The sequence below is a fragment of the Actinacidiphila sp. bgisy160 genome (assembly GCF_057707815.1).
Genome location: NZ_JBYIQW010000010.1, coordinates 54,012 through 67,566 on the forward strand (window position 1 = coordinate 54,012; position 13,555 = coordinate 67,566).

At 70.8% G+C, this 13,555-nt stretch carries 9 protein-coding genes; 7 read left to right on the forward strand and 2 right to left on the reverse strand.

The features are described from left to right. Window positions 1-99 precede the first annotated feature (99 nt). The gene (locus AC3EUJ_RS11685; RefSeq protein WP_431961018.1) at window positions 100-1,338 is read left to right on the forward strand and encodes a PucR family transcriptional regulator; all 1,239 of its coding nucleotides are present in this window, start codon (window positions 100-102) and stop codon (window positions 1,336-1,338) included. Window positions 1,339-1,440: 102 nt separating this feature from the next. Here AC3EUJ_RS11685 and AC3EUJ_RS11690 read toward each other — a convergent pair whose 3' ends face one another. Together AC3EUJ_RS11690 and AC3EUJ_RS11695 are read right to left on the reverse strand one after the other, a co-directional pair. After that, complete coding sequence (locus tag AC3EUJ_RS11690) at window positions 1,441-2,400, reverse strand: formylglycine-generating enzyme family protein (protein ID WP_431961019.1); 960 nt, start codon at window positions 2,398-2,400, stop codon at window positions 1,441-1,443. A 73-nt stretch (window positions 2,401-2,473) separates the two neighbouring features. Continuing rightward, window positions 2,474-3,616 (reverse strand): AraC family transcriptional regulator, encoded by a 1,143-nt coding sequence (locus AC3EUJ_RS11695; protein WP_431961020.1) that lies wholly within the window; start codon window positions 3,614-3,616, stop codon window positions 2,474-2,476. Between the two features lie 444 nt (window positions 3,617-4,060). On the opposite strand from AC3EUJ_RS11695, the gene AC3EUJ_RS11700 reads away from it, so the two are divergent. From AC3EUJ_RS11700 to chvE, 6 genes are all read left to right on the forward strand, one after another. Next, complete coding sequence (locus AC3EUJ_RS11700; protein ID WP_431961021.1) at window positions 4,061-6,388, forward strand: arylsulfatase; 2,328 nt, start codon at window positions 4,061-4,063, stop codon at window positions 6,386-6,388. Between the two features lie 77 nt (window positions 6,389-6,465). Next, window positions 6,466-8,019 carry an MFS transporter gene (locus AC3EUJ_RS11705; protein ID WP_431961022.1) on the forward strand — a complete coding sequence of 518 codons (1,554 nt, stop codon included), beginning with the start codon at window positions 6,466-6,468 and terminating at the stop codon, window positions 8,017-8,019. A gap of 38 nt (window positions 8,020-8,057) precedes the next feature. After that, on the forward strand, window positions 8,058-9,764 hold the full coding sequence (locus AC3EUJ_RS11710; RefSeq protein ID WP_431961023.1) for an aldehyde dehydrogenase family protein: 1,707 nt from the start codon (window positions 8,058-8,060) through the stop codon (window positions 9,762-9,764). A gap of 18 nt (window positions 9,765-9,782) precedes the next feature. After that, window positions 9,783-11,264 (forward strand): long-chain-fatty-acid--CoA ligase, encoded by a 1,482-nt coding sequence (locus AC3EUJ_RS11715; protein ID WP_431961024.1) that lies wholly within the window; start codon window positions 9,783-9,785, stop codon window positions 11,262-11,264. A 478-nt stretch (window positions 11,265-11,742) separates the two neighbouring features. Then, window positions 11,743-12,165 carry an aspartate 1-decarboxylase gene (gene panD, locus AC3EUJ_RS11720; protein WP_431961025.1) on the forward strand — a complete coding sequence of 141 codons (423 nt, stop codon included), beginning with the start codon at window positions 11,743-11,745 and terminating at the stop codon, window positions 12,163-12,165. A gap of 268 nt (window positions 12,166-12,433) precedes the next feature. Further along, window positions 12,434-13,540 carry a multiple monosaccharide ABC transporter substrate-binding protein gene (gene chvE, locus AC3EUJ_RS11725; protein WP_431961026.1) on the forward strand — a complete coding sequence of 369 codons (1,107 nt, stop codon included), beginning with the start codon at window positions 12,434-12,436 and terminating at the stop codon, window positions 13,538-13,540. Window positions 13,541-13,555: the final 15 nt, after the last annotated feature.

A 13,555-nucleotide genomic window follows, 5' to 3' on the forward strand; every position in this document is an offset into this window, starting at 1 on the left:
CCATACGTTAAGTCGGAACGGCCGGCCGGAAGGATGTGCGGCTGCCCAGCACCGGCGGTGTCCGTTGTGCCACTGCACCAGCGTGGTTAGCTTGAGGGTATGGAGTCGACCGCCCCGGACATCGCGTCCTTGATCAAGCTGGTCGCCGGACGGCTCCTCGACGAGGTCGACGCCCTCCTCCTGGACATTGACGCGGCCATCTTCGAGGTGGCCCCGGTCCTGGCCGAGGACCCGACGCTGGCCGCGGAGAGCCGGGCCAGCAGCCGGGCGAACGTGCTGCGCTGGCTGACCGCCATGCAGATGCGTCCCGGCGAGCCGGTCTCCCGGGACGCACCTTTGGAGACCCTCGACCTGGCCCGGACGCTGGTGCGCCGTGGCGCCGAGCTCGACGCCCTCGTGCAGTCCTATCGCAGGGGCCAGAACGTGGCATGGCGGCGGTGGATGGACCTCGCAGCCGCGACCGTCCCGTCCCGCGGTGACCTGGTCGAGGTGCTCCAGGTGTCTTCGGCCCTGATGTACGAATACGTCGACCGTGTACTGGACACGGTCATCACGCGGATGCAGCAGGAACGCCAGGACCTGCTCTCCGGGGCACTGGCCCGGAGAGCCGAGACGATCCGGCTTCTCCTTGACGGAGCCCCCGTCAGCGCCGAACGAGCCGGCCGACAGCTCAACTACGACCTCACCGCAAGACACGTCGCCGCGGTGCTGTGGTCCGATCCGCCGGGCGAGGTCCACGGAATGCTCGAGCAAGCTGCCGGAACCCTCTCCACAGCGGCCCGCTCCCGGCCGCCCCTCACCCTTCCTGCCGGCACGCGCACGCTGTGGGCCTGGTTTCCCGTCCGCCACGAACCGGACTGGCAGGAACTCCGCGACGCCATGGCCCACACGGCTCCCAGGGTTCGTGTGGTCCTCGGACCGCTCCGCGACGGCATCACCGGGTTCAGGCGCAGCCACGCCGCGGCGCTCGCCGCCCAGCGGTTGCTCGCCGGCACACCCGACGGAGAGCAGCTCACCGCCTACCACGAGATCGAAGCCGTCGCCCTCGTCAGCCAGAACGAGGAGCGCATGGCCGAGTTCATCACCTCCACCCTGGGGCCTTTGTGCGGTGCCGACCCGGCGCACCTCACCCTGCGGTCGACCCTGCGGGTCTACCTCGACGAAGGCGGAAACGCCCCGCGGACAGCCGAGCGACTGCACACCCATCGCAACACCGTGCTCCACCGGGTCGCTCGCGCCGAGACGCTGCTGGGGTATCGGGTCGCCGAGCGCCGCCTGGCCGTGTCCCTCGCCCTGGAGCTCCTGCACCGCCTCGGCAGCCGGGCGCTGCCGCGGTGAGTACCGTTCCTGATCAGCGACGCCCGCTTCGTCGCCGACCCGGTGGTTCTCGTCGTTCGGGCGGTCGGCTGCCCGCCCCGAGCTGAAGAGACACGAGTGGGCTCAGATGTCGAAGGCGCAGCGGAAGCCCATGTGTCCTGTGGTGCTGTCAGGAGTGTTGGAGGTGCGGGCCGCCACCCGGTAGCGGTTGCAGTACGAGCGGTGGCACAGATAGGAGCCGCCGCGGATGACCTTCGCCGAGCCCGTGCGAGGGGCGGCCGGATCGGTGCGCGGACGGTCCCCGTGGCCGGTGGTCCACCCGTCCGCGCACCACTCCCAGACGTTCCCGGCCACGTTGTACAGGCCGAAGCCGTTCGGCTGGTACGCGTCCACCGGAGCCGTACCCCGGTAGCCGTCCTCGGCGGTGTTCTTCGTGGGGAAGTGGCCCTGCCAGATGTTGCACATGTGCTCCCCGCCGGGAGTCAGCTCGTCCCCCCACGGGTAGCGACGCTGCTCGAGCCCGCCGCGTGCCGCGTACTCCCACTCCGCCTCGGTGGGCAGTCGGCCACCCGCCCAGCGGCAGTAGGCGTCGGCGTCGTTCCAGGAGACATGTACGACGGGATGCCCGCGCCGGCTCGCCACGTCGCTGCCCGGCCCCTCCGGCGCGTGCCAGCAAGCCCCTTCGACACTGCACCACCAGGGGGTGCCCCCCAGCCGGCGCGAGGTCCTGCGCAGGGCGCCAGGCAGAAAGGAGGCGAAGACGTACGACCAGCCGAACCGCTCGGCTTCGGTGACATGACCGGTCTGCTCGACGAACCGGGCGAATTCGGCGTTGGTCACCGTGTGGACGGCCATACGGAACGGGTTGACGCGCACCCTGCGCACCGGGCCCTCGCCGTCTTCCGGGAAACCCTCCGAGCTGTCGCTCCCCATGAGGAACTCGCCTCCTGGCAGCGCCACTGATCCGCTCTCACCACCGGCCCTGCGCGAGCCGGGCACCAGTTCCACGGACTCCGCGGAGCCCGGCACGGATGCGCGTGGCGGCTGGCAGCAGCTGCGGAGCTGCGAGTCGGGGTGGCCCATGCGAATTCCTTTGCTGCTTGCTCGTTCTCCGGACGGACCACGACCGAGACTGTGCCGGCGCGTCCAAACCACGTCAGGCGTGCGCTGCGGCCGCCTCGGATGTCCCGCTCTGCCGCGCCGTGCGCCGTACGCCGGAGGGCGTCATGCCGAACCAGCGCCGGCAGGCACGGGACAGGGCGCTCTGCTCGGCGTAGCCCAGTCGGCGGGCGATCCGGCCCAACGCCATGTCCGTCTCCGCGAGCAGCCGCTCGGCGGTGTCCCTGCGCACCACGTCGACCAGGTCCGTGACGGACAACCCCTCTGCTGAGAGGCGCCGTTGCAGGGCGCGCGAGTGCAGCCCCAGGCGGGCGGCGATGTCCTCGACGGTGGGTACTCCCATGGGCAGCATCTGCTCCGCGAGCTCCGTGACCGGGCGTACGAGGCAGGCGCTGTGCCGCGGGGTGGTCTCGCTGAGATGCTCCACGAGCACGCGGTGGGCGACCGGGTCGTGGGCCAGGGGGCGGTCCAGGTCTGCGGCGCTGATGGTGAAGCCCGGCCGGAGCTGGTCGAAGAGCACGGTGGTGCAGTAGTCGCTCTCATAGTCGGCCTGAGACGTCAGTGGGCGGTGCGGAACGTGGACGTCGACAGGAAGAAAGGGCGAACCGGCCAGCAACCTGAGCACCGTCAGCGCACGTGACAGGACCGCCTCGGCTCCCTGGGGATAGAGCCACCGCCGGCCGAGGGCGCTGCGGAACTCCACGAACGCCAGGCCTTCGGCGGGTCGGGGGACCAGCCAGAGCGAGCAGGCCGTGGAGAAGGTTCCGAGGTAGCGGCTGAAGACCTCGACCGCCTCCGCGAGGGTACGGGCGGTACGCGCGGCGGGTACCACGGGTCCGAGGATGTCCGCACTCTGCCGCCGGCCCAGCCTGCGCCCCAGATCCGGTGTGCCGGTGCTCTCGGCGGCGGCCTCCAGCAACTCCATGACACGCCGAAAAGGCAGGTACTCCTCGTACCGGCCCGCCATCGCGGGTTCGATCCCGGCGGAGTGGAGCAGGTCGTCCGGCGCGCCGCCCAACTCCGTGACCAGCTCACGGAATCCGCTCAGCGCGGACCCGCGGACCAGCCCGTGTCCTGTGGCGGCGTGCGGGCGGTCCGGCCGGCGGGTCCGGCTCTCGCGATGCCCGCCGGTGGAGCGACCCTGCCTGAGGTCCTGCGCGACCGCTGCTTCTCGGCTCATCGGCGACCGTACCTCCTCATCGGGCCCACCGGCACCGGCCCCCGGCCCGTATCGGCTGCTGGGGTGCCGGGCGCCGCCGCCGTGGCCGCTGTGGACAGCCCGGGGAGGCGGCCCCGACCGGCCCGGAACGTCGTCGCCGGTGCATTTCGGAAAAGCTTAGACAGCCGACCGGGGAGCGACACTGTGCGCGCGCACAACACCGGAGCGGCGGACCGTGCCGCCGCACATCGGTTGTGCCGTCCGTCCCTTCCGCCCGATCCACCCCGCACTGGGCAGCACCACCGGTGCACGGTGTCGCGCGAAGCCAAATTGTCGGCATCCGAAGGCAAGACCGATCGCGGGGTTCTTCGCGATGGTGATGGCGGGCGTACCTCGCGGGCACGTGCCGACGCTCCGTCCCCGCTTGTGATTCGTGCCACCCAGCACTCGGAAAGGAACCATCCCGTGGTCAATCCGGCCTACCGCGCCACACTCCCCATCAACGAGCCGAGGCGGCCGATGGCCACGCCGATGGACGTGCGCGATGCCGGGAGGCCCGAGCCCGTCACCAGGTTGCGACCGCCGAAGGGCGCACCCAACGTGCTCCTGATCCTCATCGACGACATGGGTTACGGAGCCTCGTCCTCGTTCGGTGGCCCCTGCCGGATGCCTGTGGCCGACCGGCTCGCCGAGAACGGCCTGCGCCTGGCGCGCTTCCACACCACCGCGATGTGCTCGCCGAGCCGCGCCAGCCTGCTCTCGGGCCGCAACCACCACACGGTGGGAGCCGGCGGCATCACCGAGATCGCCACCAGCCAGCCCGGCTACACCTCCTCGCGCCCGGCGTCCTGCGCGACGCTGCCGGAGATCCTGCGGATGAACGGCTACAACACGTCCTGCTTCGGCAAGTGGCATCAGACGCCGACCTGGGAGACCAGCCGGACCGGCCCGTTCGACCGCTGGCCGACCGGTGAGGGCTTCGAGCGCTTCTACGGATTCATGGGCGCCGAGACCGACCAGTGGCGCCCCACCCTCTTCGAGGGCACCAGCCCCATCCCCACCCCGGACCGGCCCGGCTACCACCTGAGCGAGGACCTGGTCGACCGGCTGATCGCCGACCTCCGCGAGCAGCAGGCGCTCAGTCCGGACCAGCCGTTCTTCAGCTATCTGTCCTTCGGTGCCTGCCACGCGCCACTGCAGGCGCCCCGGGAGTCCATCGACGCCTACCGCGGCGAGTTCGACCACGGCTGGGACGACCAGCGGGAGCGGACCCTTGCCCGGCAGAAGGAGCTGGGGATCGTCCCGCAGCACACCGAGCTCAGCCCGCGCCCGGCGGAGATCGGCGCCTGGGAGGACCAGCCGGAGGACGCCCGCCGGCTGTACGCACGGATGATGGAGAGCTACGCGGGCTTCGCCACCCATACCGACGAGCAGGTCGGGCGGGTCGTGGACGCGCTCGAGAAGATGGGCGTCCTCGACGACACGATCATCCTGTACATCATGGGCGACAACGGCGCCAGCGCCGAGGCCGGCCCGCACGGGTGCATCAACGAGTACGCGTCCTACAACGGGGTCAAGGAGACCGTCCCCGAGATGCTCGCGCGCGTAGACGAGCTGGGCGGCCCCGACACGCTGGCCCAGTACCCGGTGGCCTGGGCCCACGCCATGAACGCCCCGTTCCAGTGGACGAAGCAGATGGCCTCCCACTGGGGCGGTACCCGGGTCGGCACCATCGTGCACTGGCCGGCCGGCATCCGGGCCCGCGGCGAGGTCCGCCACCAGTTCACCCACATGAACGATGTGGCGCCGACCATCCTCGAACTCGCCGGCATCCCCGAGCCCACCTCGGTCAACGGCGTGTCCCAGAAGCCCATGGAAGGCGTCTCCATGGCCTACGCCTTCGACGAGGCGGACGCCCCGGAGCGGCACACCACCCAGTATTTCGAGATCTTCGGCAACCGCGGCATTTACCACAACGGCTGGTCGGCGTGCACCAAGCACGAGGTGCCGTGGGAACTCGCCGGCAGGCCGGGGCCGTTCGCCGAGGACGTGTGGGAGCTGTACGCGCCGGACGACCACGCGCAGTGCCTCGACCTCGCGGCCGAGCAGCCGGAGCGGTTGCGCAAGCTGCAGGACCTGTTCCTGATCGAGGCCGCCAAGTACGACGTCTTCCCGCTGGACGACCGCAAGGTGGTGCGGATGGACAGCGAGTTGGTGGGCCGCCCGCGGCTCGGCAACGGCCGCTCGGTCACCCTCTACCCGGGAATGCGCCATCTCAACGAGAGCGTGCTGCCGGACACCAAGAACCGGTCCTGGACGGTGACCGCGCAGATCGAGGTCGGCGACGAGCCGGCGCGCGGCGCGGTGGTCGCACAAGGCGGCCGGTTCGCCGGCTGGGCCCTGTTCCTGCGCGAGGGCGCCCCGGCGTTCCACTACAGCTGGGTGGACCGCGAGCACTACGACATCAGCGCGCCCGAGCCACTGGGCCCCGGCAGGCACACCCTGCGCTACCGCTTCACGTACGACGGCGGCGGCGTGGGCAAGGGAGGCCTTGGTCAGCTGTTCGTCGACGGCAAGCCGGCCGGGTCGGTGCGGCTGAACCACACCGTTCCGTTCATCTACCACGCCACCGACTGGCTGGATGTCGGCGAGGACAACGGCGTACCCGTGACCGACTACGGCACCCCGGGCGGCCGGTTCAGCGGGCGGATCGAGAACGTCGTCCTGGAGGCCGGCGACGACCTCTGCGAGGACCCGGCGGGTGAGGCACAGGCCATGGTGTCCGTGCAGTAGTCCCGGTGATCGGCGTGCTGCGGGGACGCACACCGCAGCCGTTCATCACCCAGCACCGTGGGGCTGTCCGACGGGGAGTGCCGGGAGCTGCTGCACGAGCCCGGCCCGCAGGCCCGCAAGCCCGCGTTCCCGAGTCCCAGGTCCGCTTCCGCCGGCCGCCCGACCCCACCGTCATCCGGGACGACATCGCCGTCCAGCGCTACGCCATCAGCCGTCACCACCCGCAGCGGCGCGTCGTGGAGCGCATCGCGATCGCCGGCGTCCCGCCCCCCGAGCCCCGTTCGATCCCTGTCCGCAACAGCCGACTTCCCGGAGCCATCGTGACCGACAACGACGTCGTCCCCGTCAGAACCGCCGACCCCTCCCCAGCGGCACCCCACTCCAGGCGACGGGCGTGGATCGTCACCGGGTTGCTCGTGGTCTTCATGATGATCAATTTCGCCGACAAGTCGGTCATGGGACTCGCGGCCGACTCGATCCGCCGTGACCTCTACCTGTCGGCGACGTCCTTCGGACTGGCCAACGGCGCGTTCTTCCTGCTGTTCTCCGTCTGCGGCGCCGCGATCGGGCTGCTGGCGGACCGGGTACGGCCGCGGTGGCTGCTGCTGGGGATGGCGCTGCTGTGGTCGGTCGCCCAGCTGCCCATGGCACTGGGCGGCGGAGTGGCCGTGCTGGTCGCCTCCCGGATCCTCCTCGGGGCCGCGGAGGGGCCGGCTTTCCCCGTCGCCCAGCACAGCGCCCTGTCCTGGTTCCCCGACCGCAAGCGCAACCTGCCCGGCTCCCTGATCACCGTCGGCACCACCCTGGGCGTCGTGGTGGCGGCCCCCGGGCTGACCTGGGTGATCCACCAGCACGGCTGGCGCTCCGCCTTCGGCGTGGTCGCGGCAGTGGGCGTGGTCTGGGCCGCGATCTGGGTCGTCCTCGGACGGGACGGCGGCCACGCGGCGGACACCCCCGCGCATGCCGGTACGGAGGACGGCGGCCCGAGCCCCGCCCCCGATGCCCCCTACCTGCGCATCCTCCGCACCGGTAGCTGGATCGGCAGCACGGTCGCCTTCTTCAGCACCTACTGGCTGACCGCGCTGGCGCTGGTGTGGGTGCCCTCCTACCTGCGCGACGGGCTGGGCTATTCGGACACCACCGCGGCGAACCTGGTCGCCGGGCTCTGGGCCGTCAACGGCGTCGCCATGCTGGGCCAGGCCGGACTGACCGGATGGCTGCTGCGCCGCGGCGTGAGCAGCCGCTGGGCCCGCGCCCGCGTCGGCGGCATCACGCTGATCGCCTGTGCCCTGTGCTGTCTCGGCCTGTCCCAACTGGCGGGCGGCGCATTCGCCGTCGTGCTCCTGCTCGCCGGGTTCGGACTGCCCGGACTCATGGTGAGTGTGGCGGTGACCTCGGTGGCCGAACTCGTCCCCGGCCGGCGCCGCGGGGGCGCCCTGGGCCTGATGACCGCCGTGGTCACGACGGCCGGCCTGGTGGCCCCCGTCCTGACCGGGCACCTCGTCGACACCCAGGGCCCGGCCGGCTACCGGCACGCCGTCCTGCTCGTGGGCGCGCTCCTGCTGCTCGGCGGCACCGCTGCCGTCACCCTGATCGACCCGGCCCGCGACGCACGCCGCCTGGCCGCATGACGCACTCCGTTCCCTCTGTTCGCCACCCAAGGAGTGACGTGAACAGCACCCCCCTCGACGCCGCCGCCTTCGACCGCGCCCTGCACGAACTGCGGGAGAACGCCGCCTCATGGGCCGCGGCACCGCTCGCCGAACGGATCGGCCTGCTGGAGCGGCTGATGCCGCGGATCCGCGCCGCCGCGGCCGGGCTGGCCGCGGCCGGCGCCGCCGCCAAGGGGTACAGCCCTGACTCTCCCTGGGCCGCCGAGGACTGGGCGGGCGGCCCATGGGCGCTGGCTCAGAACGTCAGCGCACGCCTCCACGTACTGCGGCGGATCGCCGCCGGCCAGGACCCGCTACCCGCGCGGGCCGTCCACGAACACGGCGGCCGTACCCGGGTGGACGTCTTCCCCGCCACCGGTTGGGACCGGCTGCTGCTCAGTGGCTACTCGGCCCAGGTCCGGATGGGGGCGGGCACCACCGCCGAGCAGGTGCGCCACCGGGCGGCCGCACTGCACCGCGGCCGCCCGGAGCCGGCCGGGGTGGCGCTGGTGCTCGGCGCGGGCAACGTCGCCGCCATGACCGCCGTGGACATCCTGCACAAGCTGTACGCCGAGGGCCAGGTCGTCGTCGCCAAGATGAACCCGGTCAACGCCTATCTGAGGCCCCACTTCGAGCGCATCTTCGCCGAGTTCGCCGAGCGCGGCTGGCTGCGGTTCGTCGACGGCGGCCCTGCCGAGGGCGCGTACCTCACCACCCACGACGGCGTGGACTCCATCCACGTCACCGGCAGCGAGCGCACCCACGACGCCATCTTGTGGGGCACCGACGACCAGTCCGAGCAGCGCCGCCGCGACGACCGGCCGTTGGTCGACAAGCCGTTCACCAGCGAGCTGGGCGGAGTCAGCCCGTGCATCGTGGTGCCGGGGCAGTGGAGCGCGGCGGACTTCCGCTTCCAGGCCGAGCACATCGTCACCAGCAAGATGAACAACTCCGGCCACAACTGCATCGCCAGCCAGGTGCTGGTGCTGCCCCGCGCCTGGGACGGCACCGAGCGGCTGCTCGACGAGATCCGCGAGGTGCTGCGCACCCTGCCGGCCCGCAGCGACTACTACCCGGGCGCCGACCGGCGGCTGGCCGCGGTCCGCGCGGCACATCCGGACGCCGAGAGCTACGGCGACGGCGGTCGGCTGCTGGTGCCGGACATCGCCGACCACGATGACGTGCTGCTCAGCGGTGAGGTGTTCGCCAGCGCCCTCGGCGTGGTGCGCCTGTCCGGCGAGACGCCGGCCGAGTTCCTGGGCAACGCCGTCGACTTCGCCAACGGCACCCTGCCGGGCACCCTCGGCGCGACCCTGATCGTCCACCCGGCCACCGAGCGGGCCCACCGGGCCGCGGTGGAGGCGGCCATCGCCGAGCTGCGCTACGGCACCCTGGGCGTCAACTGCTGGTCCGCCGTAGGCTTCCTGCTCGGCTACACGCCCTGGGGCGCCTACCCGGGCAACACCCGGCAGGCGGTCGGCAGCGGCATCGGCTTCGTCAACAACGCCTTCATGCTCGAGGACGTCGAGAAGACCGTGGTGCGCGCGCCCTTCGCGCCCGCCCCGCGTGGCCTGTTCACCGGCTCGCCGTCGCTCTCGCCCCGCCCCCCGTACTTCGTCACCAACCGCACCGGGCGCACCACCCTGCAACGCGTCACCGGCTTCACCACCGCACCCGGCGTCAGCCAACTGCCCGCCGTGTTCGCCTCCGCACTCCGCGGCTGACCAGAAACCGATCCTCTCATGAACCTCAACGACTTCCTCGTCCGCGCCGCCGCCGAGCACGGCCACCGCCGTGCCGTCGAACTCGGCGACCAGGGACTGAGCTTCGCCGAGCTGGCCACCCTTGCCGGTCGTACCACCGCACTCCTCGCCGCTCATGGGGTCGGCCCCGGTGACCGGGTCGGCCTGATGCTGCCCAACCTGCCCGAGTTCCCCGCCCTCTACTACGGCGTACTGGGCGCCGGTGCCGTCGTGGTGCCGATGAACCCCCTGCTCAAGCCGCGTGAGATCGCCCACCAGGTGAGCGACTCCGGCATGGCGCTGCTCCTGGCCTGGGAAGGCGTCGCCGACCAGGCCCGGGCCGGCGCCGACGACACCGGTACCCCGGTGGTGCCGATCGTGCCCGGTGGGCTGGAGACGCTGCTGGCCGGGCACCCGGACCCGGCAGCGGCCGTCCCGCGGAAGGACGACGACCTCGCCGTCATCCTCTACACATCCGGCACCACGGGCACGCCCAAGGGCGCCATGCTCACCCACGCCGGGCTGGCCCGCAACGCCGAGATCGGCGGGCGCGCCCTGCTCCGGCTCACCCCCGACGACGTGGTGATGGGCTGCCTGCCTCTCTTCCACGCCTTCGGACAGTCCTGCGCCATGAACGCCGCCGTGGCGGTGGGTGCCCGACTCACCCTGCTCGCCCGCTTCGACCCGGGTGAGGCACTGCGCACCATCGACGAGCGCGGCGTCACCGTCTTCGAGGGCGTGCCCACCATGTACGCCGCCATACTGGCCGAACACGAGCGCAGTACGGAGCAGCGCGACACGAGCTCGCTGCGCATGTGCGTCTCCGGCGCCGCCTCCCTCCCGGTCGAGGTGCTGCACGCCTTCGAGGCCGCCTTCGGATGTCCGATCCTGGAGGGCTTCGGCATGTCCGAGACCTCCCCGATCGCCTCCTTCAACCACCCCGGCCGGCCCCGCAAGCCCGGCTCCGTCGGCACACCCGTCGAGGGCGTCGAGATGCGTCTTTTCGACCCGCAGGACGGTGTCGGCGAGCTCTGCGTCCGGGGCCACAATGTGATGGCCGGCTACTGGAACCGTCCCGAGGCGACCGCCGAGACCATCGTCGACGGCTGGCTGCGCACCGGCGACCTGGCCCGCGTCGACGAGGACGGCTACTACTACATCGTCGACCGCAAGAAGGACCTCATCATCCGCGGCGGCTACAACGTCTACCCGCGCGAGATCGAGGAGGTGCTGTACGAGCACCCCGCGGTGGCCGAGGCCGCGGTGATCGGCGTCGCGCGGCCTTCCCTCGGCGAGGAGGTGGCCGCGGCGGTCGCCCTGCGCCCGGGCGCCGTGGCGGACGCGGACGAGTTGCGGGAGTTCGTCCGCGAACGGGTGGCGGCCTACAAGTACCCGCGCGAGGTCTGGTTCGTCGACGCTCTGCCCAAGGGGCCCACCGGCAAGATCCTCAAGCGGCAGATCGCCGCCCCCGAGAGCCGCTGACCCGGCCTCGTTGTCGGCGGTCATTCGCAGTCCAGGACGGTGATTTCCTGCCCGTGGCAGGCCCACGGGCAGGGAGCGGTCGCGTCCGGCACGATGGACGGTGATCTCGGTGGGAGTTGCCTGGAGGCCGAGGCTTGCAGGACCGTGTGGTGCCAGCCGATCCATGGCGGTACGCGACCCGACTCCCGGTCGACCGTCCTCGTTCCCGACTGCCACCCGGACCGCCGGAGTGACGGCGCTCACGGACGCCATTGGTGAGTGCTGCGTAGGCTTGTGCCGTTGTCGCGGTGGGTCAGGCGGAGCGGGCGAAGCCCTCCTGCCGTTGCCTGGCGAAGCATCAGGAAGGTCGGCAAATGGGCAGCGTGGATCCTGGAGAACCTGGGGAATGCTGCCCGGGCATGCGACTCGTTGTAGGGTAAGGAAACCGCCCTTGACCTGCAAAAACGTAGGCAGGGAGCCTATATCCAGGAGTGCCTCGATGATGCGTACAATGTTCAAGTCCAAGATCCACCGTGCGACCGTGACCGAGGCCGACCTCCACTACGTCGGTTCCGTCACCGTGGACGCCGACCTGATGGACGCCGCCGACCTGCTGCCCGGCGAGCTGGTCCACATCGTGGACATCACCAACGGTGCCCGCCTGGAGACCTACGTCATCGAGGGCCGCCGCGGTTCCGGGGTGATCGGCATCAACGGTGCCGCCGCCCATCTGGTGCACCCCGGGGACCTGGTCATCCTCATCAGCTACGCGCAGGTCGACGACGCCGAGGCCCGTGCGCTGCGGCCGCGGGTGGTGCACGTCGACGCGGACAACCGGATCGTCGCCCTGGGCGACGACGCCTCCGAGCCGGTCCCCGGGAGCTCCACCCAGGCGAGCCCGAACGCGGTGCCGGTCGGCTGAACGTCCATACGAGCGGCTGTGCTATTGTCCGGATCCAACTTCGAGGTATCCGTCCAGGTGAGGTCCGGTGGTCACGGACCTCACCGGGAGCGCGGCGTGCTGCCGTCGTCCTCCCACAGCACTCCTCGGGCCTGACGCATCAGCAGTTCACCGGGCTCCGGCGGATCGCTGGGCTGCCACGGACCTCCGTGACGGGCCCGGACACTGTCGCTCTCGGGGGTGGGCGATGAGAGCACACTTTTGTTCGGCCCGAAAGGAACTGAGTCCCATGCACGCTGGCGGCACTGCCAGACTGCGCACCGTGACCCTGGCAGTCCTCACGCTCTCCCTGACGGCCGCGGCCACCGGCTGCGGCAACGATTCGGGTGGGCAGGGTGGCGAAGTCACAGTGGGCATCGCCCTCCCCACCCGGGCGCAGACCCGGTGGATCGCCGACGGCGACAACATGGAAAAGCTGTTCAAGGAGCAGGGGTACAAGACCGACAAACAGTACGCCGAGGACAGCGTCGACAAGCAGGTCCAGCAGGTCGAGGACATGATCGACCGCGGCGACAAGCTCCTGATCATTGGCGCGGTCGACGGGTTCGAGCTGGGTGACGCCCTCCAGAAGGCGAACCGGGCGGGTGTCAAGGTCATCGCCTACGACCGGCTGCTGCTGGGCTCCAGCAACGTCGACTACTACGCGAGCTTCAACAACTACAAGGTCGGGGAGCTCCAGGCCGAGTACATCATCAAGGAGCTCGGGCTGAAGAAGGGCGGCCAGGCCGGCCCCTTCAACCTCGAGGTGTTCGCCGGCGACGCCAACGACAACAACGTCCTGGGCTTCTTCAACGGCGCGATGGACACGCTGGCCCCTTACCTCAGGGACGGCCAGCTGGTCGTCAAGAGCGGTCAGACCCGGCTGAGCCAGGTCACCACCTACAAGTGGGAAGCGGACATCGCCACCGAGACGATGTCGACCCGGCTCAAGGACCACTACAAGGGCGGCTCCACCGTGGACGCCGTCCTGTCCCCCAACGACGGCATCGCGCGCGGTGTCATCAAGGCGCTGAAGAAGGCCGGCTACGGCACCAGCGCCAAGCCGATGCCGATCGTCACGGGTCAGGACGCCGAGACCGAATCGGTGAAGGAGATCATCGCCGGCGATCAGTCGATGACGGTCTACAAGGACACCCGCAAGCTCGCCGCCGTCGCGGTCAAGATGGCCCAGGACATCCTCAGCGGCAAGCGGCCCGAGATCAACGACAACCAGACCAACGACAACGGCAACAAGATCGTGCCGGCGTACCTCCTCGACCCGGTCGGCGTCGACAAGTCCAACTACAAGAAGTTGCTTGTCGACAGCGGTTACATCAAGGCCTCCGACCTCAACTGAGGCTGGAGGGCCGCA

Coding starts and splice junctions, on each gene's coding strand:
- AC3EUJ_RS11715 (WP_431961024.1), top strand. CDS start 9,783: ATGAACCTCAACGACTTCCTCGTCCGCGCCGCCGCCGAGCACGGCCAC.
- AC3EUJ_RS11695 (WP_431961020.1), bottom strand. CDS start 3,616: ATGAGCCGAGAAGCAGCGGTCGCGCAGGACCTCAGGCAGGGTCGCTCC.
- AC3EUJ_RS11690 (WP_431961019.1), bottom strand. CDS start 2,400: ATGGGCCACCCCGACTCGCAGCTCCGCAGCTGCTGCCAGCCGCCACGC.
- chvE (WP_431961026.1), top strand. CDS start 12,434: ATGCACGCTGGCGGCACTGCCAGACTGCGCACCGTGACCCTGGCAGTC.
- AC3EUJ_RS11685 (WP_431961018.1), top strand. CDS start 100: ATGGAGTCGACCGCCCCGGACATCGCGTCCTTGATCAAGCTGGTCGCC.
- panD (WP_431961025.1), top strand. CDS start 11,743: ATGATGCGTACAATGTTCAAGTCCAAGATCCACCGTGCGACCGTGACC.